Raw genomic sequence first — 25,610 nt, forward strand, 5'->3', positions numbered from 1 at the left:
ACGGAGCATGTTTTGGAACCATTCGAAACAACATAGCTCTAAAACATTGGTACGAAGTATGCGTATGATATCGAAGTTTTGGAACCATTCGAAACAACATAGCTCTAAAACGATACTTTAAGTAGTACATTTTTAAGTTCTGTTTTGGAACCATTCGAAACAACATAGCTCTAAAACGGAGGTATCTAATGCCTTTAGAAGCACGATGTTTTGGAACCATTCGAAACAACATAGCTCTAAAACAGATTGTCTTAATACCATAATACTAAATGTGTTTTGGAACCATTCGAAACAACATAGCTCTAAAACAGTGTTTTTGATAAATATTTTTAATTTATTGTTTTGGAACCATTCGAAACAACATAGCTCTAAAACAAGAGAGTAAGAAGATTCTCAATTAGTAGAGTTTTGGAACCATTCGAAACAACATAGCTCTAAAACATAATCAAACATGAGCATACACCTTCCCAAGTTTTGGAACCATTCGAAACAACATAGCTCTAAAACAGTTTGTGTTGTTGAATGCTCCAGAAAGTAGTTTTGGAACCATTCGAAACAACATAGCTCTAAAACTTTAGGATTGCAACGCTTTTCCCTGTCACGGTTTTGGAACCATTCGAAACAACATAGCTCTAAAACGTGTATGAGCAGATAAGATGGGCCATTTATGTTTTGGAACCATTCGAAACAACATAGCTCTAAAACTAGAGCCTTTGTGCGTACACGGCCCTATAGGTTTTGGAACCATTCGAAACAACATAGCTCTAAAACAGCCAATTCAGTTCAACGTATTATTATTTTGTTTTGGAACCATTCGAAACAACATAGCTCTAAAACAATGAAGTAGGAGTTTTGGTTCGCAATGGAGTTTTGGAACCATTCGAAACAACATAGCTCTAAAACAGTTTAATCAACTTGTAGAACTTAGGAGACGTTTTGGAACCATTCGAAACAACATAGCTCTAAAACTAGAAACGAGGTGAGCGATGCCTTTTTTTCGTTTTGGAACCATTCGAAACAACATAGCTCTAAAACACTTGTTCGAGATTAGTTGAATTAAGAACAGTTTTGGAACCATTCGAAACAACATAGCTCTAAAACCGTTTACTGGGAATGTTCGTAAGATTACTAGTTTTGGAACCATTCGAAACAACATAGCTCTAAAACTTTATTAACGTAGCGTCAATTACAATCATGGTTTTGGAACCATTCGAAACAACATAGCTCTAAAACTTATTATTTTACCTTTTCTAATTTCGTATAGTTTTGGAACCATTCGAAACAACATAGCTCTAAAACTTTATGAAATTTTAGGAGGTATTGATGTTAGTTTTGGAACCATTCGAAACAACATAGCTCTAAAACCTCGTAGAAAAATTTTTTTCACGAAATTTCGTAATCGCGCCATTCGTCCCAGCCAGACTTCAGCTCGTCAGGTTCCAATTATTACTTTTATTATACCATATTTTCAGGGTTCAAGAAATAGTCTTGGTCCAGCACATACTGCGGAAAATCATATACTTTTCGAGGTTCGACAAATAAAACACTTAGTTGATTGAGCTGGATGTACTCTATCAGATTTGCTAACTCATCCTTTGATAGATAGGCTGTCGCATTGATGAAAACAAGGAGTTTCTTTTTGGAAAGATACTTAAAAACCTGGATAATTTCTAGCATCTTTTCAAAAGGAGTATCGCTCAGAGTTTCAACTTTGACTCCTAACGCATCAATCAACTCTAGAATGGTGATTTCATCGTACTCCAGGTCTAGTTCATTTTCCAAGCACTCAAATGCTAACAATTCTGTAATCGTAGCTACTAGCTTTTCAATCATGGATTTGACTTCTGGTTTATCATTGAGCTGATTTTCAAGATCTGCATGTATCAGTTTAATCATAGCAGGTGAGTTGAGATTGTATCCTAAGACATCCGTTATCACTAGTAATTCAGACTCTTTTAGAGCTTTTAGATTTCTGGCAAACAACTTCAACTCCCCATCATCAGTGTATTGGTAGAACTGCTTGACGATAGCTGAAAAGGTAAACTGGTCTTCCAATACTAAAAAGGTCGCATTTTCAATAGCTAATGGTTCATCTAATAATGGAAAATTAATCTTCATCTCTAGGCTCCTCTCCTAGAAAAATCAAACGTGCATCGGAGTTTGCTACGCTGGTATTTCGCTCACCATTTAAGTAAATCATGCGAGAAAACTGCTTTTCTGTAACGGTTAAGAGAGTAATATTTCCTTTTTTAGGATTGTGCGTCTTAAGGCGTTCAATCATGGCATTATTAGCAGAGTTATTGAGCAAGAGCTTGCTATAGATGGAGAATTGGTGCATAATAAATCCTTCATCTATGAGGAACTTCCGAAATCTCCGATAGGCCTTACGTTCCTCTGCGGTATCAACCGGCATATCAAACATTAAAATCATACGCATATATCGATAACTCATATCCTAAACTCAGGAACTCCTTTCTCCGGTTGATTGAGGGATTGAATGATTTTCTTAGTATAGTCGCTGACGATATTCGTCAGATACATTTCCTTACCATTGTAGTGGAAGGTATCTGAGAAAATAGTGAAAAGTTCTCGTTTGATTTTGACAAAAGAACTGTTTCGATTTTCGTAGACGATTCTGTCAATAATCGGACGAAAAGGTTCCATAATATCGCTAGCCAGATTGAATTGATTGAACTGATTGGCATGTTTCAATCCAAATTGGGTCATGCAGCCAGACAATACAATCTCACGCGCAAACATACTCAAAATCAAGGTGTAACCATAGTCCAAGGCAGCATTGACACCATTATCCTGCTCACGACTAAAATCATTCCCAAACAAGGTGTTGAAATAAATCCGTGCTGCGTGTCCCTCACGATTGCTTGGGTCAAATAGATCTAAACCATTATATAGATCAATGACGGACTGGCTCTTCTCCAGAAAACCACAACTCCCCAAATAAAAAGCCTGATTGAGAATTTTTTGTGCAATAATGGTGGTCCAAACTTGTTCCTTAGTATCCTCATCCCAAGCAATTTGTCGAGAGAGTTGCAAACTGGAGTCGTGTCGACCGTAGTAGGGCATTAAGTAAGCAGTTGGCAAGCGCTTATCATCACAAAAGATAACCAGAATATTTTCATCCACCAAGCGTTTTATCAGCATAGTGGAGAGAACGATATCCGTCGTCTCCAAAAGAAGGATGTCCACCTCGGACAGGTGAATCAACTCTGTCCGAGAGGCATCTTTAAAAATCAAGTGGTTGTTCTTGTAGGAGAGTTTAGAGTGCGTATTAACAACAACGGTTCTCCATCCCATCAGTCTTCTCCTAGTTTACTTAAGTCAATCCGAGTCTCGTAGAGACCAGTGATGGATTGGTGGATGAGGGTGGCTTTACTTTCATCCTTCGTTGCTTTATAAACAGCATTTCGTAATTTAGGAGCTTCAAACAGCCCCACTACATAGCCACTGCTAGTACCACTCTTTGTCAAAGAAAAGAGTTTTAAGAGATTATCATAGTAGTATCGAATAATTTCTTCACTTAAATTAAAAACAGGATATTTTCTTAGCTTGTATGCTTCGTGAGCCTGAGTAAATAGTGATTTACTTCCTAACTGTTTTTCAGCATATTCAAACAGACCATTAACTATGTTGTCAAATTCTTCCTTATGACTCATTATGAAATCTTGACTTTCTTTTATAGATTTTTCAGATTTTAAGTCCATAAAATCCGTTTTAGTCAAGAGACGTCTCATATGAAAGAACAGTTCATTTTGTGATTCTGTTAACTTAAACTGAGTAGCTTTATGGAAATTGGTTGTGCTTTCAAAAAGCATTCTTGTTCCATCATTTTTTTGAATAAGTGAATATTTAGGTATCTTATAAAACGCTTGAACACTCTGTAAATTATTCTTTGTAAGAAAGCCATTTTCAGAATCATCATTAAAAAAACTCATTGGGTTAGTATTAAACCATGGATAATCAATAATATTGATATCGTAAAATTCTTTAACGACTTTTAATTTATTGTTCTTATTGAATCTTTGCCCAATTATAAAAACCGATAATGCTGAATTTCGTTCATAGTAACCACCATAAAGTTTTGGATCTAAATATTTTTTGTTTTTTATTGGAAAACGTTTATCAACAGTGACAGAACTATTTTTAGGTATAATATTCTGTTTATAAAATGCTCCTTTTTTAATCATTGTTCGTTTGACAAAGTTGACTTGAGATTTGTAGATGACATCTTTTATGATTGGCAAATCTCTATTACAATCCCAAATGTCTTTACTAACTTTAGAATATGGATTATTAAAGAATCTCATGATGTTAGAATAGAGATGCTTTCTTATCGTTGCTTTATTCTCTTCATGTCGATTAAAGTGAGCATGGTGGCCATATATCAATTCAGGAGCTAATTTGGGATAGGCCTTAAGAAGAGTTTGTCCTACAACAACAGCAAGATAAGCATCATGAGCATGGTGATAATCATTTAGTTCACGTATTTTGGCAATATGAAAGGTATTTCTAAAATTGGTAATTAGTTGAGATTTTAAAGTAATGATTTTGGTGTCTGAAAAACGATTATCTAGTATGCGAGCAACATGTTTTATCATTTGTCGTGTCTCGACTAATTGACGTTCAATAAAGCCAGCTTTCATGCTCTCTGTCAGAACACCATCAGGAGTTCGTTCGCTAGTAGTTAATCTTTGATATTTCGTTTGAGAAATTAGTTTTGCATTATATAATTTCTCCCAGAAAGGTTTCATATTAGCAACTGTTTCTTTGTCCGGTATATTATCCAACTTTCTTTGATTATTTTTCCTATGAGTTAATACTTTATTATCAATTGAATCGATTGGTAAAAAACTATAGGGGATAATATGATCGACTTCGTATTGATCGAGCTGATCTCGGTATAAGGGGATAGGGCTTCCTGTTTTATCTAAGGAGTACATATCTTTCCCATTTTGAAGATAGTATAAATATAATTTCTCAGATTGTAGCTGTTCGTCTGAATGTGGAACTTTCCCATTTTCTAATACACTATTTTCAATATTTTTTAGTGCAGATTCTAATTTAGTTTTACGAGTTTTTGACTTTCTTTGTCCTTCTTCTGTAGTCATATTTTCACGAGCCATTTCAATGACAATATTTTGGGGTGGATATCCTATAATTTGAACCAGTTCATCAACAATTTTAATACTATTTAAAATTCCTCGTTTGATAGCTGGACTACCAGCCAATTTTTTAATTTCGTCAAAAACATCATCTTCAACAGTTGATTTAGATTGAATGGCTTTAATCTTAGGTTCAAAAGATAAGGTGTTATCAGAAATGAGGTTAGTTAAATTACGATTTTCTTCATCGTTTCGAAGGAATTGCAATAGATTAAAACCCGTATCCTCATCACGAATATCTAATAATAACTTCGCAGAATAACGTCCCCAACCTGTATAGCGCAATTTTGAGAGTTGATTAATTTTCTCTTCATCTAAAAATTCAAGATGTCCAAAATATTTTGTAAGGTAGTTTTTAATAGATTTTTTATCATCAAAAACAGTAATAACCTTGATAATCTCCTCTAACTCTTTTTGATAGATTTCAGAATCTAGAAATTCTTCTGAAAAAATAGTTTTGAAATCATTATATGTTTTTAAAGTAGAATTAAGGGATTTGTCTTTTTCAATTCCCGAAACAATTTCAACCGCTTGTAAATTTGTGTAATTCTCCAAGTAATCAAGGAGCATTGCAGAACTAACACGTTTACTATTCGTTTTAAATATGTTATTGATTATTTCTTGTCGGAGCTCAGAATCTAAAAAGTGAGTTTTACCATATTTATCTTTGTACTTAACCCGAGTTAGTTCATTTTGGAGCATAACTTCTTCATAGATCAAACTACGTTTTGGTAAAACTTTTTCATTTAAGAGAATAATATCATTTCCTATTAGATTGGTGATGAAGGCATCTCTAGTTTCATCCATATTTATCAGTTTATGATAGTTCCAAGGACGTATCTTACCATTTCTAGTATCTTCATCATTATCATCTAAAACATCTTGACTAGTCGCTCGTTTAATCCAAGCAAACCTACTATTATTTTCTTTTGCCAAAGGACCAACATAATAAGGAATTTTAAATGTCAAGATAGATAGTAATTTATCCTTGTTTTCTAGTAGAAAAGGATAATCCTCCCCTTGTCTTTCGATAATTTTTTCTAGTTCATAAGCATGAATTTGATTAGGAATAGCTCCATTGTCAGATGTACGAAGTTTTCTTAAAAATGTTCCATCTGATATTTTATTAAGAAAATATTCTGCTCCTTCGATACCAGTTATTTTTCCACTAATATAATCATAAAAATTTTGTTGTATTGTTTTTTGTTTCTGTGAATTAGTTAATACCATCTTATTAGATATGTATCCAACATATCCCTTTGTTTCTTTATCTATATCAAAACCATTTTGTGTTTTTCTGCCAAAAATATCTAAATAATCTTGCTCAGATAGATTTTGTTTAACAAAAGATTTGAAGCGTTGCAAATCTTTGCGATGTTCCTCGTATCGCTCGATCATAGTAGCAGAAAAGCGAGCATGAGTTGCTCCAGTGTATGTTAGCATACCAGATAAAAGGATAGTATCACGTAAAATTTTTAGTTTATCAAATACATCGGAAAAATCATCTTCTAATGTACCAAGAAGGTTTTCTAAATTTTCATCATAGTTTTCTTTAGAAAAATTGAGATCTGGTTCTTCCTCTAACTCAAAACAATCTTTAAATTTCGTTTTTAAACCAAATAATAGCTGTAACAGTTGTTTAAAAATACTTTTATCCTTTTTTTCAAGCTCTTTTGGGAAATAGGATAGTATATTTTTAACTTTAGCTTGTCTGTTATCACTGGACTTAAATATATCTGCTATGGTTTTAGATTCATCAGAGACTTCCAAATCAAAAACTTCTTGACAAGCTTCAATAAAATCAAACCAAGAGTTTTGCATATAGATATTATTAGGATTGATCTTATCTAACGTTAAAAAATGCCCTCTATACTTTAAAATATGTGATAAGGCCATGTAAACTTCTCGAATATCAGCTACGGGAGAATTTTTATCTGCGTCAGCTAAGTGTTTTCGTAAATGGTAAATCGTAGGGTACTTCTTGTGATAGGCAGTTTCCAAGTCTTTATTACCAAAAAATGGCTGTTTTATCTGTAGATCCTCACTTTTATCACCAAGCAGCCTAAAACTTTCGTCTAATCTACGATAAAAATTTTTATCGACTTTTTCAATCTCTTTTTGAAAAATATCTCGTAAATAGGCAATTCTATGATTTCTTCTATCAATTCTACGACGATTAACACGAAATACTCGAGTTCCTTTAGCTGATTGAGCTGGCACAAAGGTGGTAGAACCGATTAAATTTTTCTTTATTTTTTCTTTTTCTGTATTACCTAAAACTTTAAATTTTAAAGCAGGTACTCTATAATCTTCAGTGACAACGGCGTAGCCAACAGAAGATACACCTATATCCAATCCAATTGAATAATTTTTATTAAATTTCGCCATTAAACTACTCCTTATCTTGATTTTCGATTTTATTTTTTGTATAATAACTATGTTGGAACTATTCGAAACAACACAGCCAAAAGATTTTTCTTTTGAGTTAAAATATGGTTATCCATAATCATTAATGCGCACCGTTTCGGTGCTTTTTTATTTTATTATACCAATTTATTGTACTCCTAATTTGATAAAAAAACAAATAATATTGTAGCGTTTTCAAAATAAGTAATAAAAATATTTTTTTATAAATGAACTTAAATTTAACTACTAAAACTATTCAACCCCTAACACTTCTCAGTGCTATGGGGCTTTTTTAGTTCCTTAAATACCGCATATATTCTACTAATACATAGACAAGGATTGTTAAACAAATGATCGTTTCGAGCCAAACAAGGAGGTTAAGGACTGGAAACTGCAGAATGCCTTGGGCCATTTTTAATGAAGTTGCTGTGATGATAGTTGGGAAGGTTAGGGCTGAAAAAGCTGGTTGAAATCCCTGTTTTAAGATCCTTGGCAAACGACTGAGGACAAAGAAAAAGAAAGTCTGTGAGGCAAGGATCATGACTAGCAAAATCCAGCCATGAAGTCCTGAACCTCCGATCCGAACGAGTGCTGCCAACAGTAGAGAAAAGGGAGCACAATAGATTCCTTCTTGCCCCAGTAAAGCCCGTGGTAATGGATTACTTTTCAAATCTTGATAAATCAGAGGATAGAGGAAAAGGGTTAAGGTAAAGCCAAAAATCCAAGCGCCATAGGCAATCTCGACTATGCCCACGACTGGGTAGGTCAAGCTTGCTACTGCTATCCCCACATAAAGAACTGTCCAACTTGGCGTTGCGCTCGTTCTTGGTTTAGTCTGCACATAATTTTTAGTGAAGTAGATGATTAAACCTACATCTAGAAGAAAGGCAAACCACCAAAGAGTTTGCGCTATGATACTCATACTCGTGGGTAAGATTCGCAGTAAGTAGGTTGATAAAATCATCCCTGCCATAGGAAAGGTCGCCATTCCCGATAATAGAGGAGCTTTCTTAAGTTCTTGCTGGCTCTCTTGCCAATCACTAAGATGACTGTATAAAAAATAAAACCATAAAATCAATCCTGACAAACTAAAGACGTGCGATAATAGCGGAACAGTATCCAATATGAGATTACCTGCTCCAGCCAATCCCAATAAGCACCCTGAAAAGGCCAAGGGGAGTTTTTTCATGTGAACCTCCAATAGTCATGTTATTATCAGTATAGCATAAAAGCGCTTAAATGAAGGATAAAAAACGAAGTTTAAAAAGATAAACCTCGTTTTTATTTTCTTTATTGTTAGTTTGTCGCTAGAATATGTCGCAATTGCACTGCACTAGGAGAAACAATTGGTAAAAAGGCACCTTCATTCCAACGACGTATGAAACCAGATGTCGATTTACTAAAATATCCTCTACCGCCACCAGCTTGTAGTTCTAACAAGAGACTTTGGGCAACAACATCAACAATATCAATTCGTAACTGGAATAGCTCACGCGGATTTCTAACGAAATAGGACTCTTCAGATAGTCCTTGATAGAGAGAAAGTCGAATAGCATCTAACTGTTCAACCTGATGTTGCCATTCTTCCTTCAAGACACCTCTTTTCCCCAATTCTTTTTCGACTTCTGAGAGTGAACGTTCAGCCAAACCAAAAGCTAGGCCAAATTGGTAGCCTAAAAAAGCTGGACGATTTTGCGCTAAAAATTGATGAGCATCCTTGGATAGAATCCACTCTTCCTTTAAAGGAACCTTGTTGAAAGTCAGGGCTGCCGTATTTCCTCCTTGGAGAGAGACAAATTCCAAATCTTCGGAACGACTAAAGTTTTCTGCGTCCGATGGTACGGCTACTACATAACTTGTACTCGGATCATCTGCAAATCCTGCTACAAAAATAGTGAGGAAGCGATCCTTACGAGCATTGGTCACCCAAGGAAGTCGGCCTTTTAGGTAATAATTCCCATTTTCTTCAAGGATTCGAACATTTAGTTCCTCTAAGTCAGATAGATACTTGACCGCATTAGACAAGGCCGTAGCACCTGCATATTCTCCCGATAAGAGTTTTTCCAAGTAAACTTCTTTGAAATAAGTATTGTCTGTATGTAGAATATTGTCTATTAAAGTTCGTTGCCCCCATGAGATAAAGGAGGCTGTTAAGGAATGTTGAGCGAGTTCTGCAAGGATATCGATAACATCTTGATCACTTCCACCTAGCCCTCCAAGAACTTTTGGTACTCCTACACGAAAGGCACCTTCTGCAGCAATTTTCTCAATCAGCTCTTCTCCAGCTTGACATGATTTTTTGTCAATTTCATCAGCGTGCTGGTCTAACCAGCTTAAAAATTCTTCTGAAAAAAATCCCATACTTTGTCCTCCTCTTATGCATAAGGTTGTAATTCTGGATTAATCGGTGTGTTAGCTAGGTTGTTGGCATAGTTACAAAGACTTGCTAGACTGACACCGAGAACAACATCCAAGGCATTTTCTTGTGTATAGCCTGCTTCAAGAAATTCTCCAAGAGCTTCATCTCCTACGCGCCCTTTGGTATTGATAACTGCCAAGGTAAACTTAGCTAGGGTATCCAGCTTAGGATCGCTTTCGATTGGAGTACGATTGCGAAGGGCTTGGAGAAGGTCATCGTTCATCTGGATTTGCTTGATAGAAAAGGCTGTATGGCCAGCGACGCAGAAGGCACAACCGTTAGTTACGGCTGCAGTGATTTGTACCACTTCGCGCTCTACAGGTGTTAGACTGTTGCGACGGTTAATAGCGCTGACAGTGCGATAAGCCTCTAGGGCTGTAGGTGCATTAGCTAAAAGACCGATAAGATTTGGGATATAGCCATTGTTGTCCTTTTGTACCGTTTCAAGAACTTCTTTAACTTCTGCTGGTGCTGATTCTACTGTGTGGATAGTAAATGTTGTCATAAGGGGACCTCTTTTCGTTTTGTAATTGAATGGTTTCTGCGAAAATCTTACGAAATCTCATCAACCTATTGAATAAATCCTTGTCTTGATTGATGATTCATTAGCTTTTCGTTGACAATAAGTCTATCACAGAATCTATACCTTGCATAATATATATTTTAAATTGCACTGATAAATATTTTTTATGAAAACAAAAAAATCACAGCAAATGTGTGATCATAACTCTTAATTTATCTGATGCTTGTTGCTTAAAACTAAGATAGACTCTACTAGCAAACAGAGTATAGTCAAACCAAAACTAGTAAATACTCCAAAATATTCTGTGATAAAACTCATTAGAAAAACAGAAGCAGAAAAGGCCAATGTAGAGACAACTTCGATAACGGAGTAAACATTTACAAGTTCCTTCTCATCAACCGATTCCTGTAAAAACACACTCTCAGGAACTTCCTTAATCTGAGATAAAAAACCAATTACTAGAGATAGGAATAGAAAAGCAGGTGGATTTGGAAATAACACTATCAACAGAGTTACTAGTGCTGTCGCTAACAAAGAAAAGGTCATAGTTTGATATTTATAGGTAACAACTTTCTCTGCTAGACGGAAGACAATAGCACCTCCCAAGATAATCCCCAAGGAATAGGATGTATTGACGTAGCCCCAATAGCTTTCTGACCGATGTAAAATCTCAGTCACAAAAACAAGTAAAACAGAAGATACCCAGATAGCATTGGCTAGAATTTCTAAAAGATTGGCTTGGACAATAAAGCCTAATCTTGATTCTTTAGCCACCAATCTCCAACCTTTCGTTAACGTCTCAACATTCGTTTCTGAGGACAACTCTTCTTTTTCGACTAGTGGCAAACCGAACATCAAAATCGTCGAAAATGTAAACAAGGCTAACACAATGAGCAGGCTAGGATTCATTCCCAGACTCGCAAATAAGAAACCTCCTAAGCCCCAACCAACTAGTTGTACACTTTCACCACTCATAGAAATGGCCGCGTTCGCTTTAGCTAAATCACTTGCATATCGTGGAACAATCGCATAGGAAACAGGCGCTGCAAAACCATCCAAAACGGAGATTAAGGTAACAATAGCATATAAAAGAGGGAGGGAAATAGTTTCAGATTGCTTGAGTAGAAAAAGTAAAATCGCTAGCATAATCGTCTTACCCAATTGAGTCAAGAAAAGAACACGATTTAAAGCTAATCTCTTCGTTACTAATGGAACTAAGAAACTGGCTAAAAAGAAGGATAGACCTATCAGAATTGGCACTAGGGAGGTTGAAATGACCGAACCAGATAAGACAAAAACATTCGCAATCACAATGACTCTAAAAAAGACATCTGCTAGATTCGCTAGTCCCTGTGAAATCACTAATTTTCGAATATCTTTTGACATAAACACCTCCAGTTTATTTCTCTTTCGCACATAGATGAAACAAGACATATCAGAACAAAAACAGATTTATGCTGACTATTATACACTAAATAAAAGTGCAAATAAAGGATATCATTAAAGAGGTACTATTGAATTTAATTCATCTTATGACATAATACTCTTCGAAAATCTCTTCAAACCGCGTCAACGTCGCCTTGCCGTATATATGTTACTGACTTTGTCAGTTCTATCCACAACCTCAAAACAGTGTTTTGAGCAACCTGCGGCTAGTTTCCTAGTTTGCTCTTTGATTTTCATTGAGTATAAAATAAAAGACTAGCCCTAGTAGTGAAAAAACTAGCATCTCACAAACAGATGCTAGTCTTATCTATAAAGGGTAATATCAATCTTACATTATTTACCAAAATACTTCTTAGTCTCAGCGATAACGACTGGTGATAAGGCTAAGAGTGCAATCAAGTTTGGTAGAGCCATGAGGGCATTAACAATATCCGCAATGACCCAGACCATATCCAGCTCGATAAATCCTCCCAGCAAGACCATGAATACAAAGACCACACGATAAAGCCAGATAAAGCGAACCCCAAAGAGGAACTCGAAACAACGTTCTCCGTAATAGTTCCATCCCAAAATCGTGGTAAAGGCAAAGAGTACCAAGAAGATTGTTAGAAGAGCAGGTCCAAAGAAAGAAAATACTGTAGAAAAAGCGAACTGAGTAAGGGCAACCCCGTCTAAATTACCATTCCAAACCCCAGTCACCAAGATTGTCAAACCAGTCAAGGTACAGATGATCAAGGTATCAATAAAGGTTCCTGTCATGGAAATCAAACCTTGCTCCACCGGTTCATTGGTCTTAGCTGCCGCAGCCGCAATGGGAGCTGAACCCAATCCAGACTCGTTTGAGAAGACACCACGCGCCACACCATTTTGAATAGCCATCCGAACACTAGCTCCTGCAAATCCTCCCACTGCAGCTATGGGACTAAAAGCTGATGTGAGAACCAGTGAAAGTGTTGCCGGTACTTTATCGATATTAAAGAAAATGACTGTCAAGGTTCCCAAGATATAGACAATAGCCATAAAAGGAACAACTGTAGTTGACACCTTTGAAATGGACTTGAGCCCACCAAAGACTGCGATCCCTACGAAAATAGATAAAACAAGTGCAGTAATTGTCGGATCAATACTAGCCGTATTTTGCACGGATTCTGTAATGGAATTCACCTGGGTAAAAGTACCAATCCCTAAAAGTGCAACTAGTACTCCAGCTACAGCAAAGAAGATTGCAAGAGGGCGCCATTTTTCGCCCATCCCTAGAAGGATATAATGCATCGGTCCTCCTGCTACCGCACCATGGTCATCCTTGGTTCGATATTTAATAGCAAGTAGTCCTTCTGCATACTTGGTTGCCATTCCAAAGAAAGCAGCCACCCACATCCAAAAAAGAGCACCTGGTCCACCAACCTTGATAGCCGTTGCAACCCCGATAATATTTCCTGTACCAACAGTTGCTGCTAGGGCTGTACACAAGGCAGCAAAGCTCGATACATCTCCATGCCCCTTATCCTTGGTAAAAATAAGCTGGAAGGCCTTAGGGAGACGCAGGATTTGTAGAAGCCCTAAACGAAGAGTCAAGTAAATCCCTGTACCAACCAATAAAATTAAAAGGGGTGGTCCCCATACTAGAGCATCTAGCTCTTTTAGCAAATTTAACATCCTTTTCTCCTATCTATTCAACCCCAAAAGAAAGAGCACATGTTAAAAACATGTACTCTGGAATGCATCGATAAATGCCAAAAAGCGCTCTATCATTGCTCTGTCCTTTTACCTGAGAGTTTGAGCAGTTGCCTGCCTTGCCCCTTCGGTGCCTTTACGGTCTCTCCAGAGTTCCGTCCATTTACAGTCATGGAAGGTCAAAGGCCTTTCCACTTCTATTAAACTTCATTCGGTGTTGTATTTAATTTTTATTTATTTTACAAGAAAATTTAGCTCTTGTCAATTATTTTCAGAAAATTTTATTATAATTTTCATTCGTTTCGCTTTATCCCTTAAAGGTTACAATGGTTGCGCCAGATCCACCTGCATTTTGTGGTGCATAGCCAAAGCTCTTGACCTGTTTATTTCTTTGTAGGTACTTAGTCACCCCTTCACGGATGACTCCTGTACCGATACCATGGATGATATCAACTTGGGCCATATTGTTGAGCAGGGCTTGGTCGATAAAGGCATCCAAGGCTTCCATGGCTTCCTCGTAGCGTTTGCCACGAAGGTCTAGTCGAGCCTGTGGTCCTTTGCCTGCTGCACGTTTGACGACGTTAACTTGTTTCTTCTTGACTGGCGCTTCTTTCTGGGCTTGAACCAAGTCAAATTCTTTCTCTTCAAGTGTCATCTTAATCAAGCCAACCTGTGCTTCCCAACGACCATCCTTGAGTTGATTGGTCAAGGTACCACGTTGACCATAGCTTAAAACGATAATATCATCTCCAACTTTTGGAGCTCGTTTCTTCTTAGCTTTTTGGAGAACCTTATTTTTAGAAAGGTCAACTTTTTCAGGGGCTAATTTTTTGAGCTTAGCCTTAGCTTCGATAATCTCGTGAGGTTTCAGTTGAGATTTACTGTGAAGATTTTTAAGTATATCATCACTCTCAGCTAGTGCTAAGTCAACAATCTCAGCAGCTTGTTCACGCGCCTTATTGAGTTCAGTTTCTTTCTCACGATTGAGCTCGTTATAAAGTTTTTTAAGGGCACGGTTCATCTTGAGATTTTCTTGTTCGACTTGGCGAATATTCTCAAGACGTTTCCGGCTTTCAAGTGTCTGTTCTTCCAATTGCTCAATGATGCGATTAACATCGTTGTCTTGGTCAATTTGCTTACTAGCGTCACCTACAATGACATCCGACAAGCCTAGACGTTTAGCAATCTCAAAGGCATTGCTTCGACCTGGTACACCCTGCATAAAGCGATAGGTTGGACGCAAGCTAGCTGTATCAAACTCCATGCTAGCATTCTGAACATAGGCTGTTTCAATCCCATAGGCCTTTAGTTCAGGATAGTGAGTGGTTGCCATAGTCTTAACCTGACGCAAGCGCAAGTCTTCTAGGATAGACATAGCAAGGGCAGCTCCTTCTTGAGGATCTGTACCAGCACCAAGCTCATCTAATAGCAAGAGCGAGTTTTGGTTGACCTTACCCAGAATATCGACGATATTGGTCATGTGACTAGAGAAGGTTGAAAGACTTTGTTCAATGGACTGCTCGTCTCCGATATCTGCGAAAATCTCCTCGAAAATCCCTACACGACTACCCTTATCAGCTAGGATAGGCAAACCAGACTGGGCCATCAACTGGGTCAAACCTAAGGTCTTGAGCATAATGGTCTTACCACCTGTATTAGGACCCGTGATGACGATAGCTGTTAATTCTTTGCCGAAGTGCACATCATTTGCGACTGCATTTTTTACAAGAGGATGACGAACGTGAAGAAGTTGAATCTCCTGTCCCTCAGACACTTGAGGTACTACTGCCTCCGTCTCTTGAATAAAGCGAACCTTAGCACGAATCAGGTCCAAATGTCCGATAATCCAAGCATCATTGGCGATTTCAGCTGCATGTGGTCTTACTCGTTCAGAGAGTTCTTGGAGGATACGCATCATCTCATAACGTTCATCTGCACGAAGACTTGCGATTTCTTCACTTAGCTTGACCACATCACGTGGTTCGATATAAACAGTGTTCCCGCTGGCAGAGATATCATGAACCACACCAGCAATCTTATTTCGATAAGTATTTTTGACAGGAAGAACCTGGCGACCATTTCGACTAGCAATGATGCCTTCTGTTAACATCTGAGCTTTTTGCTTGAGAAGGTCTTGCAAGACATCACGGACTTGACTTTCACTATCATGGATTTTTCGACGGATTCGTGCCAAATCCTCACTAGCAAAGTTCTCAATAAATCCAGCTTCGTTGATGGCTTGTAGATTTCCCTGTAAATGTGGAAAATCATGAAGTTTCTCAAACCAACTTGCCAAGTGGTCTAAACGTACATTTTCAAGGTTGTCATAGAAATTCTTCAACTCACGACTGGAAAATATGACACGCTTGAGAAGGAGAAATTCCTCGATGTTGAGATCAGCACCCATTTCCAAACGTTTGCTAGTTGCAGCAATATCTTTTGTTGCCGAAATGCTGAAATGAGGATGCTCGACAAAGAGTTCTTGCATTTCCTTCATCTCTGCAAAAGCTTGCTTAATCTTGTCTCCTTTATCAGTCGGAGCAAGTTCTTTCAACTGCTCTAATCCTTGCTCGGTCAAAAGATGAGGCTCAAATAAAGCCTTGACCTTATTAAATTCTAACGTTTCTAGTATTTTTTTATTCATTTTCTTTTCCTTCGTAATGAGCGAACAATTTTTAAAATTCTCACTCTTTTCAAAAAGGCTCCTAAACTATTGATACTCAATGAAAATCAGAGAGCAAACTAGGAAGCGACCCGTAGGTTGCTCAAAGCACTGCTTTGAGGTTGTAGATAAGACTGACGAAGTCAGTAACATATATAATCCAAGGCGAAGCTGACGTGGTTTGAAGAGATTTTCGAAGAGTATGAAATTGTAAACAAAAGGCTAGGAATAGTTCCCGCCCTTTTTATCCGATTATTTTGGTTACCCAGAGTTGTTTAATCATATGAGTAGTGATGGGAATACTCTGGATAATATGTTTAGCTACAAAACTGTTTTCAAGTGAATTTTGAACAATTNTGTAAACAAAAGGCTAGGAATAGTTCCCGCCCTTTTTATCCGATTATTTTGGTTACCCAGAGTTGTTTAATCATATGAGTAGTGATGGGAATACTCTGGATAATATGTTTAGCTACAAAACTGTTTTCAAGTGAATTTTGAACAATTTGTAAAGGAACAGTTGCAAGAATAGTCAGTATCATCTGGAGGACAAATAAGGTCACAGCCACTGATAAAACTCCTGCACCTATACGGAAATATTGACCCGCTAGCTTTTTAGTCGGTAGAAGATTAAGAAAGAGACCAAGCAATCGACCGAAGCAGTAAAACACCGTAAAGGCTAAGAGATAACCAATCCCTGCATAAAAGACTTTGTCCAGCTGGAAAAGTTGATTCGACGGGAAGAAGAAGGTTCCCTGTCCTTGCTGCGGACTTGCATATGGGATCAACAAATCAAATTGTTTCCCTAAAGATTGATAAAAATTTCCTGCAAGAAGAGCTGAAATCACAGTTGCTACAAAATAATAAATCTGTAGAACTAACCCTCTACGATAACCGATATAAAAGCTCCATGCAAGAACCAATAAGAGAAGGACGGAAATCATAGGGAATCCTCAATCTTGCTCTGTTCTTGTTTTACTGCTACAACCTGATGACGGAGAGCTTCTAATTCTTGCTCCTTATCATCAAATTCAATTTCACGACTGAGTTGAGTTGACAAGCTATTGACCGCTAATAAAATAGCAATTGTCTCATCATCCGCTCCAGGCATTTGTTCTTTGATTGCTTCATATTTTTCTGTTGCGACCTTGGCAATTTCCTCCATAAAAAGGTTGTCATGCTCAGTTGTTAGGGTCAATGTTTTTTTGCCGAATGTAAACTTGTATCGATTTAAATTTGCCATAAAATTCACCTCACGATATTATACCAAATTTCACTAAGTTTGTCAGTTTTTACCAATTCTACAGCTTTTATGGTACAATAAGAACTATGGCAAGTATTACATTAACCCCGAGTGAAAAGGAAATCCAATCCTTTGTTCAGCAATATGAACAGGCACTGACTCCTAGTAAAAATCCTTATATTCGCTACTTTTTGAAGCTTCCCCAAGCTAGTGTTTCCATCTACACTTCTGGAAAAGTCTTGCTTCAGGGAGAAATGGCTGAAAACTATGCCAGTTTTTTTGGTTATCAGGTCAGTCAAGGAACTAGCGGACAAAATTTCCCCTTGATTGGAACAGATGAGGTGGGGAATGGTTCCTACTTCGGTGGTCTGGCTGTAGTAGCATCCTTTGTGACTCCTGACCAACATGACTTCCTACGAAAACTAGGTGTAGGGGATTCTAAGACTCTGACAGACCAAAAGATTCGTCAGCTTGCCCCTCTGCTTAAGGAGAGAATCCAGCACCAAGCGCTGCTTCTTTCTCCAAGTAAGTATAATGAAGTCATCGGAGAGCGCTACAATGCCGTTTCCGTAAAGGTAGCTCTGCACAATCAAGCGATTTTTCTCCTCCTACAAAAGGGAGTCCAGCCAGAGAAGATTGTGATCGATGCTTTTACGAGTGCTCAAAACTATGAGAAGTACTTAAAAAATGAAGCCAATCATTTTTCTAATCCAGTCAGCCTAGAGGAAAAAGCTGAAGGTAAGTACTTGGCTGTTGCAGTAAGTTCTATCATTGCGCGTGATCTCTTTCTAGAAAATCTTGAAAATCTGGGGAGAGAACTTGGTTATCAACTTCCAAGCGGGGCTGGAACAGCTTCTGATAAGATAGCTAGCCAAATTCTTCGTGCTTATGGTATGCAGGGACTCAACTTCTGCGCCAAACTACACTTTAAAAATACTGAAAAAGCTAGAAAACTGCTAGAAAGGTAAATCATGAAATTCTTTAAATCATTTTTAAAAGAGTGGGGAGGTTTTTTCCTCATTCTCGCACTTATTGGTCTTAGCCGTCTCTTTCTCTGGAGCAATGTCCGCGTAGAAGGACATTCTATGGATCCTACCCTAGCAGATGGAGAAATCCTCTTTGTGGTTAAACATCTCCCAATCAATCGTTTTGATATTGTGGTTGCTCATGAAGACGATGGGAACAAGGATATCGTTAAACGGGTCATTGGTATGCCAGGAGATACCATTCGTTATGACAACGATAAACTCTATATTAACGGTCAAGAAACTGATGAGCCCTATTTAGCAGAATACCTTAAGCGTTTCAAGGAAGATAAACTCCAAAGCACTTATACTGGAACTGGTTGGGATGGTAAAAAGGGCGAATACTTTAGAACTTTAGCTCAAAAGGCTCAGGCCTTTACCCTAGATGTTAATTACAACACTAGCTTTACCTTCACTGTTCCAGAGGGGGAATATCTCCTCCTAGGTGATGACCGATTGGTATCTAGCGACAGTCGACATGTTGGTACCTTTAAGGCAAAAGATATCACTGGAGAAGCCAAATTCCGCTTCTGGCCACTCAAACGCATCGGAACATTTTAAAAACTAGGAAGAGGCCGAGAATTTTCTATCTCAGCCTCTTCTCATTCTATTTTGACTAAATCTGGGATACATTTTCTCAGAAACTATTGTAAGGAATTTTATGGAAGTTTATTTTTCAGGCACCATCGAACGCATTATTTTTGAAAATGTCAGCAATTTTTTCCGTATTTTACTCCTAGATATTGAGGATACCAATGCTGAAGACTTTGATGATTATGAAATCATTGTCACAGGTACTATGGCTGATATCATTGAAGGAGAGGAATACACCTTTTGGGGACAAATTGTCCAACACTCCAAGTATGGTGAACAGCTACAAATGACTCGCTATGAGAGAGCCAAGCCGACTAGTAGGGGCTTGGTCAAGTATTTCTCCAGCAGCCATTTTAAGGGGATTGGACTCAAAACAGCCCAGAAAATTGTGGATATTTACGGAGATAACACTATTGACAAAATCTTAGAAAATCCAGACAAACTCCAGTCTATCTCTGGACTCTCTGCTAAAAACCGTGAAGCCTTCGTCTCAACTCTTCGTCTTAATTACGGAACAGAGATGGTCTTAGCCAAACTGGCTAATTACGGCATCCCAAATAAACTAGCCTTTCAGATTCAAGACTTTTACAAGGAAGAAACGCTAGAGATTGTCGAGAATTATCCCTATCAACTGGTCGAGGATATCAAGGGCTTGGGATTTACCATCGCTGACCAATTGGCCCAAGAATTGGGGATTGAGAGCCAGGCTCCCGAGCGCTTCCGTGCTGGTCTCGTCCATAGTCTCTTTCAAGGTTGCATGGAAACGGGAGATACCTATATGGAAGCTAGAGACTTGTTGGAGCAAACCCTCAACCTTCTTGAATCCTCCCGTCCAGTCGAACTAGAGCCGAGTCAAGTTGCCCAAGAGCTTGCTTATCTGATTGAAGAAGATAAGGTCCAGCAGATTGATACCAAAATCTTTGATAATAGCCTCTTTTTTGCAGAAGAAGGGATTCGCAGCCATCTCATCAGAATCCTCGAAAAAGGGCAGAGTAAAAAACAGGATCTAGAAACCATTCAAGAACATATCGCAACTGTTGAGGAAGAACTGGGGATTGAGTATGATAGTATTCAAAAACAGGCCATCTGCGATGCTATCCAGAACAAGGTCTTTATCCTTACAGGTGGACCTGGTACAGGTAAGACTACTGTTATCAACGGCATTATCGCTGTCTATGCTCTCTTAGAAGGACTGGATCTCAAGAAAAAGAGCAATCTGCCCATTCTCCTAGCCGCTCCCACCGGTCGCGCAGCCCGTCGTATGAATGAGCTGACAGGACTACCAAGTGCAACTATTCACCGCCACTTGGGTATGACTGGAGACGACGATACCAGCCATCTGGAAGATTATCTGGATGCTGACTTTATCATTGTTGACGAGTTTTCTATGGTAGATACTTGGTTAGCCAACCAGCTCTTCTCCAATATCTCCTCTACCAGTAAAATCCTCATAGTTGGAGATAGTGACCAGTTACCTTCTGTCAGTCCTGGTCAAGTCCTAGCAGATTTACTTCAGATACCAACCATCCCTCAAACACGTTTGGAAAGAATCTACCGTCAGAGTGAAGAATCAACCATTGTCACCCTTGCAAGTCAGATTCGTCAGGGAATATTGCCTGCAGATTTTACCCAGAAAAAAGCAGATCGCTCCTACTTTGAAATCGCTAGTAACCATATCCCTGCTAGCATTGAAAAAATCCTAGGTGCTGCTATCAGAAGTGGCATCCCTGCTCATGATATTCAAGTTCTTGCCCCTATGTACCGTGGAACTGCTGGTATTGATGCCATCAACCAGCTCATGCAAGACCTACTCAATCCTCCACAAAAAGACCAGCTTAGCTTTGAAGCTCCTCAGTGTCACTATCGAACAGGAGATAAGGTCATTCACCTAGTCAACGATGCAGAGGTCAATGTCTTTAACGGTGACTTAGGCTACATCACAGACTTGATTCCAGGAAAATACACTGAATCCAAGCAAGATGAAATTGTCATCGATTTTGACGGCAATGAGGTCTCCTATCCTCGCAATGAATGGTACAAGATTCGCTTAGCCTATGCCATGAGTATCCATAAGTCTCAGGGGAGCGAGTTTCCAGTTGTGATTCTTCCGATTACTAGTGCTAGCAAACGAATGCTGGAGCGTAATCTCATCTACACTGCCATCACTCGTGCCAAAAGTAAACTGATCCTACTAGGTGAATTACAGGCCTTTGACTATGCAACTCAACATATCGGAACAGCTCGTAAGACCTATCTAATTGAACGTTTCGTTGACTTAATGGAGAGCGCCGAGGAAACAACCCAACTTGCTACTGATACTGCCACTTCAACAGACATTGAACAATCCTACATCCTAACCGAGGACAACTGGTCTAATATTCCAGCCATGATTGGGATTACTGAAGAAGACCTGCAGGAGATTTTCGGAAAATAAAGTATAAGAAAACCCACCGAATCCGGTGGGCTTTTTATCTTTTCAGATTATTTTACTGTTGCAGTGCTTGTGATCAATTCAACAGCTTTCTTCACTGCAATATCGTGTTTCAACATTTCAGCTGAAAGCAAGCTTTGTACTTGTGCAACTTCCATGTTGTAATCTGCAGCCAATTGCTCGATTTCTTTTTGGATTTCTTCGTCAGTAGCGTCAAATCCTTCAGCTTTCGCAACTGCTTCGATAACAAGGTTAGTCTTAGTACGTGACTCAGCTTCTGCTTCGTATTGTTTGTGAAGGTCTTCTTGAGTAGTTCCAGTGATTTGGAAGTACATGTCAGGGTTAATACCTTGACGTTGCAAGTTTCCAAGGAATTCATTTACTGAACGGTGAACTTCTTCGTGGATCATTTCTTCTGGAAGTTCTACGATTTCAGCGTTTTCAACTGCTTTATCGATTGCTGCACCTTCAACAGCATCTTTGTAAGCTTCTTCTTTAGCAGCAGCCAATTCGTTGCGGTATTTTTCTTTCAATTCAGCAAGTGTTTCAACTTCTTCGTCGATATCTTTTGCAAGTTCATCGTCAAGAGCTGGAACTTCTTTAGCTTTTACTTCGTGGATAGTTGTTACGAATTTAGCTTCTTTACCAGCAAGGTCTTCAGCTTGGTAGTCTTCTGGGAATGTTACGATAACGTCTACAGTTTCACCAGCTGAGTGACCTACCAATTGGTCTTCGAAACCAGGGATGAATTGACCTGAACCAAGTCCAAGTGAGAAGTTTTCACCTTTTCCACCGTCAAATTCAACACCGTCAATAGAACCAACAAAGTCGATAACAACAGTGTCGCCGTTTTCAGCAGCACCTTCTTTAATCACCAATTCAGCCAAGTTGTTGCGTTCACGTTCGATACGTTCTTCAACATCAGCATCAGTTACTTCTTTTTCTACATCAACTGATACTTCAAGGTTTTTGTAGTCACCCAATTTAACTTCAGGTTTTGTAACAACTTCAGCAGTGATAACCCAGTCTTGACCTTTTTCCATAGAAGTTACGTCAATTTTTGGTTGTGCAACGACTTCAAGACCAGCTTCTTTTACAGCTGCTTCATAAGCGTTTGGCAAAAGAGCGTTCATAACGTCTTGGTAAAGTGACTCCTCACCAAATTTTTGGTCGAAGATAGGACGTGGAAGATGACCCTTACGGAAACCAGGAACGTTAAGAGATTTCTTTACTGAGTTAAATACACGGTCCAATTCTGGTTTGATTTGGTCTTGAGAGATAGTGAAAGTCAAGACACCACGGTTTGTTTCTTTGTTTTCAAATGATACAGACATTCTGTCATTTCTCCTTAAAATTTTTTTAAATACAGTCTATTATATCATATACTAGTAACTTTTTTCAAGTCAGAACCGAGTTTTCAGAACTGCTTGAGATACTTGTTAATCCTAGATTACTGTTTTTTGCTTAACGTATCCAATTTATCAAGAAAAAACATTAAAAACTTATTTCAAAGAAAAAATTACCTCTGAAACAGAGAGTTTAGATTTCACTCCAAAAAATTCATCTAGAAGTCCTCATGTCCTACCAAGTGATGCTGAAAGGCATAGACTGCTGCCTGGGTGCGGTCACTAACCTGAAGTTTAGCAAGGATGTTTGAAACATGAGTTTTTACAGTTTTGAGGGAAATGAACAATTCATCAGCTATACGCTGATTTTCATAACCCTTGGCAATCAGTTGAAGGACATCTCGTTCACGCGCAGTCAAGTCCTCGTGTAGTTCGACGTGATTACGGTGGTATTCTACCTTCTTACTCACCTCTTGTTCAATAGCAAATTCACCGGCTGCTACCTTACGAACTGCGTGTAGCAACTCATCTGCGCTCGAAGTTTTAAGCATATATCCTCTAGCCCCAGCATTCAAGACCGGCATGATTTTTTCATTATCTAAGTAAGATGTCACAATCAAGATTTTAGCCTCTGGCCATTCTTTGAGAATAGCTAGTGTTGCATCAATCCCATTGACTTCAGGCATAACAATATCCATGACAATCACATCTGGACGAAGCTCTAAGGCCATGGAAATTCCTTCCGCACCATTGGTTGCTTCTCCTACAACCTCTACATCATCTTGTAATTCAAAATAACTTTTCAAACCCAGACGCACCATTTGGTGGTCATCTACCAATAAAAGTTTCATCTTACTTCCTCTTATCTATCCAAATCAAGCAAGGGAATGCGGATATCCACTGCCAAACCTTGCTTGGGAGCTGTTAATAATTGTAAAGTCCCAGCCATATCTTCCACTCGTTCTTTAATATTGCGTAAACCATAGCTTAATTCATCAACATCATCGAGCTGAAAACCACGACCATTGTCTGCAACCTTCAACTGTAATTCAGTTTCCGTTTGATAAAGGTAAACATCTAGACAGGAAGCTTGTGCATGACGAAGTGTATTACTAATCAATTCTTGTACAATCCGGAAAATATGTTCTTCAATCTTTTTAGGTAGTGCAGTTACCTGATATTTAAAGCTTACCTTCAGCTCACTTTTTTCTTCTAGCTCTTTTAGGAGTAGCTGAATACCCTCCACCAAGCTTTTTTGTTCCAGTTCAATTGGTCGTAAATGCAAAAGAAGAATACGCAAGTCTCTTTGAGCTGTCTCTAAAATGGCAGTCACACTTTGGAGTTGTGTTTGCATCTTCTCTCTGTCTAATTTGGAAGCTTGTTGACTGAGTCCCGATAAAATCATATGAGCAGCAAAAATTTCTTGACTAACCGTATCATGCAAGTCACGTGCGATTCGCTTGCGTTCCTTTTCAATAATTTCTTCTTCTTTGACCAAGGCCTGATTGTCTACTTTTTGAATAGCTTCTGTCAACAAACCGAGCTTTCCTGATAGGTTTCTAAAACTTGCATCTAAATCTGCATCTCCAAGACTTTCAATATCTTTACCAGCTAGCAGACGTTTAAGATTTGCTTGGATTCTTCTTCTTGAAATTTCATCAACAATTGTCCAAAATAGGACTAATAAAAAGGCTAGAGCAAGACTAAACATCAAAGCCAGAAATAGGACTTTTTCTGCCTTTTCTAGGTCCTGAAAAAGAGAGCTCCATTCCAAATCTAAGACCTTAAAAATGCTTCGAATTAGAAAGGCGACAAAGAGGAATGAAGTGAGACCAATTAAAATATAGGGCTGTTTTTTCATCCGCGCACCACCTCAACATCTCCAACCATAGTTGTCAAAAGAATCTTAACACTCTTTGGACTCTTGAGATAATCCCTGGTTTCTTGATGAAATTGTTCATTGCGCAAAGCTCGCTTAGGCTGGTCAAAGAAGGTTAAGTCTCCGTACAGAGAATTGACACTAAGACTGACTTCTACATCCACTGGTACGATAATTCTAGTAGTGCCGACTAGCTTTCTCAAGATGATGACATTATCATGATTGCTCAAAATCACGTGCTCTAGATGAATGGTATCCTTCCCCATGAGACGAAAAAGGTTGATATCATCAAAGCGGCAAGTCTGGTAGCTTGAAAAGTGGTGGAGATTCCCAAACCAGCGATTTTTCTCCCTCTTCACCGTCACTACTTCTTCAAAAATCAGATTGGTATCTTCTCTTTCCTGGTTCATCATAGGATAAAGTAAGAACAGGCTATATATCAAGGCCACAAAGATAGCCATAATGACAAAGGGATTGAGCATGATGATAAAGAAAAATAGGATGCTCACTGCCACTAATATGAGGTTATTCCCCTGTCTTCCAGTGTAGTATCGAATCAGCAGTAAAAACAAGAGCAATATCAGCAGAAAACGAGAAAAATGCTCTGATACCATCATAATCAGAGCTCCTGTTAATAAACAAGCTTCAATAAATAGAAAAATTTGAAATTTTCGCATGTATCCGTCCTCTCTATTTTATTGTATCACAAAACCAAAAAGTCACATCAGTCTGAGGAATGATGGCTCTATAATATTTGTAGTGGGTAAATCCCCTATGGATATTAT

Annotated in this window: 19 protein-coding genes, 1 pseudogene, 1 CRISPR repeat array and 1 riboswitch; of the genes and pseudogenes, 3 read left to right on the forward strand and 17 right to left on the reverse strand. The window is 38.4% G+C overall.

The window, feature by feature from the left end; all coding sequences use genetic code 11:
* Window positions 1–9 precede the first annotated feature (9 nt).
* A CRISPR array of direct repeats spans window positions 10–1,365; the repeat unit is 36 nt; unit sequence GTTTTGGAACCATTCGAAACAACATAGCTCTAAAAC.
* 90 nt (window positions 1,366–1,455) lie between these two features.
* The 13 genes and pseudogenes from csn2 to zapA form a co-directional block, all read right to left on the reverse strand.
* Window positions 1,456–2,118: a type II-A CRISPR-associated protein Csn2 gene (gene csn2 / locus AB2B50_RS09375; protein WP_223140655.1), complete on the reverse strand. Its 663-nt coding sequence runs from the start codon at window positions 2,116–2,118 to the stop codon at window positions 1,456–1,458.
* Window positions 2,108–2,452: a CRISPR-associated endonuclease Cas2 gene (cas2, locus tag AB2B50_RS09380; RefSeq protein ID WP_320693225.1), complete on the reverse strand. Its 345-nt coding sequence runs from the start codon at window positions 2,450–2,452 to the stop codon at window positions 2,108–2,110. Before cas2 ends, csn2 begins: the two co-directional genes overlap by 11 nt.
* The gene (gene cas1, locus AB2B50_RS09385; RefSeq protein WP_223140653.1) at window positions 2,449–3,315 is read right to left on the reverse strand and encodes a type II CRISPR-associated endonuclease Cas1; all 867 of its coding nucleotides are present in this window, start codon (window positions 3,313–3,315) and stop codon (window positions 2,449–2,451) included. The genes cas2 and cas1 overlap by 4 nt, the downstream gene beginning before the upstream one ends.
* Window positions 3,315–7,568: a type II CRISPR RNA-guided endonuclease Cas9 gene (cas9, locus tag AB2B50_RS09390; RefSeq protein WP_320693226.1), complete on the reverse strand. Its 4,254-nt coding sequence runs from the start codon at window positions 7,566–7,568 to the stop codon at window positions 3,315–3,317. Before cas9 ends, cas1 begins: the two co-directional genes overlap by 1 nt.
* Window positions 7,569–7,878: 310 nt before the next feature.
* A complete protein-coding gene (locus AB2B50_RS09395) occupies window positions 7,879–8,775 on the reverse strand; it encodes a TDT family transporter (RefSeq protein ID WP_049508164.1) in 897 nt (298 codons plus the stop codon).
* Between the two features lie 107 nt (window positions 8,776–8,882).
* Window positions 8,883–9,947 carry an acyl-CoA dehydrogenase family protein gene (locus AB2B50_RS09400; RefSeq protein ID WP_320693227.1) on the reverse strand — a complete coding sequence of 355 codons (1,065 nt, stop codon included), beginning with the start codon at window positions 9,945–9,947 and terminating at the stop codon, window positions 8,883–8,885.
* 14 nt (window positions 9,948–9,961) lie between these two features.
* Window positions 9,962–10,510, reverse strand: coding sequence for a carboxymuconolactone decarboxylase family protein (locus AB2B50_RS09405; protein ID WP_320693228.1), 549 nt, complete (start codon window positions 10,508–10,510; stop codon window positions 9,962–9,964).
* A gap of 225 nt (window positions 10,511–10,735) precedes the next feature.
* Window positions 10,736–11,914 carry a ryptide export MFS transporter gene (locus AB2B50_RS09410; protein WP_320693229.1) on the reverse strand — a complete coding sequence of 393 codons (1,179 nt, stop codon included), beginning with the start codon at window positions 11,912–11,914 and terminating at the stop codon, window positions 10,736–10,738.
* A 393-nt stretch (window positions 11,915–12,307) separates the two neighbouring features.
* Window positions 12,308–13,630 (reverse strand): alanine/glycine:cation symporter family protein, encoded by a 1,323-nt coding sequence (locus tag AB2B50_RS09415; protein ID WP_320693230.1) that lies wholly within the window; start codon window positions 13,628–13,630, stop codon window positions 12,308–12,310.
* A gap of 90 nt (window positions 13,631–13,720) precedes the next feature.
* Window positions 13,721–13,809, reverse strand: a riboswitch (glycine riboswitch).
* Window positions 13,810–13,955: 146 nt separating this feature from the next.
* Entirely contained in the window at window positions 13,956–16,292 is a 2,337-nt protein-coding gene (locus AB2B50_RS09420; protein WP_320693231.1) for an endonuclease MutS2, read from the reverse strand.
* Between the two features lie 262 nt (window positions 16,293–16,554).
* Window positions 16,555–16,665 (reverse strand): annotated as a pseudogene (locus AB2B50_RS09425) (CvpA family protein); the annotation flags it as partial.
* Between the two features lie 37 nt (window positions 16,666–16,702).
* Window positions 16,703–17,251: a CvpA family protein gene (locus AB2B50_RS09430; protein ID WP_320693232.1), complete on the reverse strand. Its 549-nt coding sequence runs from the start codon at window positions 17,249–17,251 to the stop codon at window positions 16,703–16,705.
* The gene (gene zapA / locus AB2B50_RS09435; protein WP_320693233.1) at window positions 17,248–17,550 is read right to left on the reverse strand and encodes a cell division protein ZapA; all 303 of its coding nucleotides are present in this window, start codon (window positions 17,548–17,550) and stop codon (window positions 17,248–17,250) included. The genes AB2B50_RS09430 and zapA overlap by 4 nt, the downstream gene beginning before the upstream one ends.
* An 86-nt stretch (window positions 17,551–17,636) precedes the next feature.
* Here zapA and rnhC point away from each other — a divergent pair, with 86 nt between their 5' ends.
* From rnhC to recD2, 3 genes are all read left to right on the forward strand, one after another.
* A complete protein-coding gene (rnhC, locus tag AB2B50_RS09440) occupies window positions 17,637–18,518 on the forward strand; it encodes a ribonuclease HIII (protein WP_320693234.1) in 882 nt (293 codons plus the stop codon).
* Window positions 18,519–18,521: 3 nt separating this feature from the next.
* Window positions 18,522–19,136, forward strand: coding sequence for a signal peptidase I (gene lepB, locus AB2B50_RS09445; protein ID WP_320693235.1), 615 nt, complete (start codon window positions 18,522–18,524; stop codon window positions 19,134–19,136).
* Window positions 19,137–19,236: 100 nt separating this feature from the next.
* On the forward strand, window positions 19,237–21,603 hold the full coding sequence (recD2, locus tag AB2B50_RS09450) for an SF1B family DNA helicase RecD2 (RefSeq protein ID WP_320693236.1): 2,367 nt from the start codon (window positions 19,237–19,239) through the stop codon (window positions 21,601–21,603).
* Between the two features lie 47 nt (window positions 21,604–21,650).
* On the opposite strand, the gene tig is transcribed toward recD2, so the two are convergent.
* The 4 genes from tig to liaF all read right to left on the reverse strand — a co-directional run bounded on the left by tig (window position 21,651) and on the right by liaF (window position 25,502).
* Window positions 21,651–22,934 carry a trigger factor gene (gene tig / locus AB2B50_RS09455; RefSeq protein WP_320693237.1) on the reverse strand — a complete coding sequence of 428 codons (1,284 nt, stop codon included), beginning with the start codon at window positions 22,932–22,934 and terminating at the stop codon, window positions 21,651–21,653.
* A 230-nt stretch (window positions 22,935–23,164) separates the two neighbouring features.
* On the reverse strand, window positions 23,165–23,797 hold the full coding sequence (locus tag AB2B50_RS09460; protein WP_320693238.1) for a response regulator transcription factor: 633 nt from the start codon (window positions 23,795–23,797) through the stop codon (window positions 23,165–23,167).
* Window positions 23,798–23,808: 11 nt separating this feature from the next.
* Window positions 23,809–24,807, reverse strand: coding sequence for an envelope stress sensor histidine kinase LiaS (locus AB2B50_RS09465; RefSeq protein WP_320693239.1), 999 nt, complete (start codon window positions 24,805–24,807; stop codon window positions 23,809–23,811).
* Entirely contained in the window at window positions 24,804–25,502 is a 699-nt protein-coding gene (gene liaF, locus AB2B50_RS09470; protein WP_075228462.1) for a cell wall-active antibiotics response protein LiaF, read from the reverse strand. Before liaF ends, AB2B50_RS09465 begins: the two co-directional genes overlap by 4 nt.
* Window positions 25,503–25,610: the final 108 nt, after the last annotated feature.

The organism is Streptococcus fermentans, assembly GCF_040888305.1.
Lineage (GTDB): Bacteria > Bacillota > Bacilli > Lactobacillales > Streptococcaceae > Streptococcus > Streptococcus fermentans.

What these genes read in the sequence shown, in the direction of transcription:
- recD2 (WP_320693236.1), top strand. Translation starts at nt 19,237, where the DNA reads ATGGAAGTTTATTTTTCAGGCACCATCGAACGCATTATTTTTGAAAAT.
- cas1 (WP_223140653.1), bottom strand. Translation starts at nt 3,315, where the DNA reads ATGGGATGGAGAACCGTTGTTGTTAATACGCACTCTAAACTCTCCTAC.
- cas9 (WP_320693226.1), bottom strand. Translation starts at nt 7,568, where the DNA reads ATGGCGAAATTTAATAAAAATTATTCAATTGGATTGGATATAGGTGTA.
- liaF (WP_075228462.1), bottom strand. Translation starts at nt 25,502, where the DNA reads ATGCGAAAATTTCAAATTTTTCTATTTATTGAAGCTTGTTTATTAACA.
- AB2B50_RS09415 (WP_320693230.1), bottom strand. Translation starts at nt 13,630, where the DNA reads ATGTTAAATTTGCTAAAAGAGCTAGATGCTCTAGTATGGGGACCACCC.
- cas2 (WP_320693225.1), bottom strand. Translation starts at nt 2,452, where the DNA reads ATGAGTTATCGATATATGCGTATGATTTTAATGTTTGATATGCCGGTT.
- AB2B50_RS09465 (WP_320693239.1), bottom strand. Translation starts at nt 24,807, where the DNA reads ATGAAAAAACAGCCCTATATTTTAATTGGTCTCACTTCATTCCTCTTT.
- rnhC (WP_320693234.1), top strand. Translation starts at nt 17,637, where the DNA reads ATGGCAAGTATTACATTAACCCCGAGTGAAAAGGAAATCCAATCCTTT.
- AB2B50_RS09420 (WP_320693231.1), bottom strand. Translation starts at nt 16,292, where the DNA reads ATGAATAAAAAAATACTAGAAACGTTAGAATTTAATAAGGTCAAGGCT.
- AB2B50_RS09400 (WP_320693227.1), bottom strand. Translation starts at nt 9,947, where the DNA reads ATGGGATTTTTTTCAGAAGAATTTTTAAGCTGGTTAGACCAGCACGCT.
- csn2 (WP_223140655.1), bottom strand. Translation starts at nt 2,118, where the DNA reads ATGAAGATTAATTTTCCATTATTAGATGAACCATTAGCTATTGAAAAT.
- AB2B50_RS09405 (WP_320693228.1), bottom strand. Translation starts at nt 10,510, where the DNA reads ATGACAACATTTACTATCCACACAGTAGAATCAGCACCAGCAGAAGTT.
- AB2B50_RS09430 (WP_320693232.1), bottom strand. Translation starts at nt 17,251, where the DNA reads ATGATTTCCGTCCTTCTCTTATTGGTTCTTGCATGGAGCTTTTATATC.
- zapA (WP_320693233.1), bottom strand. Translation starts at nt 17,550, where the DNA reads ATGGCAAATTTAAATCGATACAAGTTTACATTCGGCAAAAAAACATTG.
- tig (WP_320693237.1), bottom strand. Translation starts at nt 22,934, where the DNA reads ATGTCTGTATCATTTGAAAACAAAGAAACAAACCGTGGTGTCTTGACT.
- AB2B50_RS09410 (WP_320693229.1), bottom strand. Translation starts at nt 11,914, where the DNA reads ATGTCAAAAGATATTCGAAAATTAGTGATTTCACAGGGACTAGCGAAT.
- AB2B50_RS09395 (WP_049508164.1), bottom strand. Translation starts at nt 8,775, where the DNA reads ATGAAAAAACTCCCCTTGGCCTTTTCAGGGTGCTTATTGGGATTGGCT.
- lepB (WP_320693235.1), top strand. Translation starts at nt 18,522, where the DNA reads ATGAAATTCTTTAAATCATTTTTAAAAGAGTGGGGAGGTTTTTTCCTC.
- AB2B50_RS09460 (WP_320693238.1), bottom strand. Translation starts at nt 23,797, where the DNA reads ATGAAACTTTTATTGGTAGATGACCACCAAATGGTGCGTCTGGGTTTG.